Source organism: Rhodoferax sp. ZS1R8 (assembly GCF_056521325.1).
In genome coordinates, this window is sequence record NZ_JBWMBA010000038.1 from 1 (window position 1) to 1,925 (window position 1,925).

General features: G+C 61.9%; 2 protein-coding genes. Both read right to left on the bottom strand.

Annotated elements, in window-relative coordinates; translation table 11 throughout:
* Nucleotides 1-94, bottom strand: a 94-nt coding sequence (locus AC097P_RS23500; RefSeq protein ID WP_479612855.1) for a hypothetical protein, incomplete at its 3' end; no start/stop codon positions are given.
* Nucleotides 63-1,925 (bottom strand): tandem-95 repeat protein (locus tag AC097P_RS23505; RefSeq protein ID WP_479612854.1); only part of this gene is annotated, 1,863 nt, incomplete at its 5' end. The genes AC097P_RS23505 and AC097P_RS23500, both read right to left, overlap by 32 nt.

Below are 1,925 nucleotides of genomic sequence, written 5' to 3' on the forward strand. Positions count from 1 at the left end.
GCCCGCGGCGCTGGGCCTCGCGCATCATGGCAAAGGTGGTGTCCTTGTAGATTTTGAAGGATTCAAGGGGATCGCTGACGAAGAGGATTTCCATAGGTGCTCCCGGCGGGTTGGATAAAAGAAGACTTGTGGACTCTATAGTGAAAAGGCAATCCAGTGTCTTTAGAGGGTAAGCCGGTAGCCCCCGCGGATTCTGCATCATTCGCTATCAGGTTGATAGCAGCAGACATATCTTCCGCAGTGCTGACGCTTACGTCTGCAGCTACTGGCGCGTCATTGACCGGGGTGATGGTCAGGTTGACAGTCGCCACGCCCGAGTCCAGCGTGCCATCGCTCACCTTGTACGTGAAGCTGTCGGCGCCAAAGTAGTTGGCATGGGCCAAGTAGCTGAAGCTGCCATCGGGGTTGACCACCAGGCTACCGTGCAGTGGCCCGGCGACGATGGTTGTGGTCAGCGTGGTGCTGTCCACATCGGCTGCACTGGCCAGCAGGTTGCCGGTGAGTGCCGTGTCTTCTGCAGTGCTGACGCTTACGTCTGCAGCCACCGGCGCGTCGTTGACCGGGGTGATGGTCAGGCTGACCGTGGAGATGTTGGAGGCCACCCCATTGGTGACTTGGTAGGTGAAGCTGTCTGGGCCAAAGTAGTTGGCGCCTGGCGTGTAGCTGAAGCTGCCATCCACATTGATACTGACCGTGCCATGGGCCGGGCCGGCTACCACCACGGGGGTGAAGGCCGAAGAGGTTTGGCCACTTTGGCCAAGACCCAGATCGTTGGCCAGGGCGTTGATGGTGAGCACGCTGCCTTCAGCACCAGCGGCGCTGTCGTCGGTGGTTTGCGGCAGGCCCAACAGGCGCACATCGCTGACCTGGACGCGGCTACCCATGCTGGCTGCGGTGGCGCCAAAACCTATCAGGTCGAATGACAGGTTGACGGCTACCGTGCCATTGGCGTCGCGGGTTATGCCGGAGAGGTCTACCAGGTAGGTGCGGCGGCCATCAGGGTGGGTGACGTGGGTGACGCCTTGGGCGGCAAGTTCTGCCAAACCGTTGGTACCGGCTTGCAGGTTGAGCAAGGCGTCGGTACGGCTTAGGCCCAGGGGGCTGAGCAGGTTTGCACCGGTGTTGGCGTTGAGCAAAGCGGCCTCAAAAGCGTCGTCCGGCCCGCTGGCGACATCGTCCAGCACCAGGTTGCTGAGCGTGAAGCTCAGGAATCGGTCTTGCGGGCCGACCATGAAGACCTGGTTGAGGCGGGTTTGGGTGACGCCTGTTTCGCTTAAAGTAGCGCCAGTGGTGGCACCAGCTGAAGCACTGCTTGCCACAACACTGCCCTGTATAGCCCAGTCTTGCAGGGTGGACAAATTGCCGCCTTGCAGGGTGGTGCTGATAGATGCAGGCACGGTGTTCACGACCGTAGTAGGCGTGCCAGATACCGTGAGAGAACCCACGCGTACTGCGAAACCGGCGGCATAAGGATCACCCTCACCGCGTCGCTGCTGGGCGGCCAGCCATTGCGCCACGTCTTGCGCGGTGGGCAGGCGGCGCACACCGGCCTGCAGGTGGCCGCTCATCACGTCTTCGGCCCGCGTCAGGTCTTGCGCGCCCAGCACATGGCCGAGTTCGTGGATGAGCACGGTCAGCAGGTCGAGCTTGCCCGCTGCTGCGCTACCAGCACCCGCACGCAGGTTTTGTGCGGCAAGGTCGGGGTTGAACTCTTCGTCAACCGTGGGAGTGCTGTCCACAAACCAACCCCAGCCTGCGCCGTCGGCAGACAGCGTGATGCTGGAGCCTAGCGTTTGCCCCGCTATGGCCGTGGGCAACTGGCCGATGCCGATCTGCACGCCGTTGAGCACGGATGCCCGCGCGCCATGGTTCAACCAGTATTGACGGGCCATCGGCAGCAATGCATCCACATCGCTGGCTTGCAA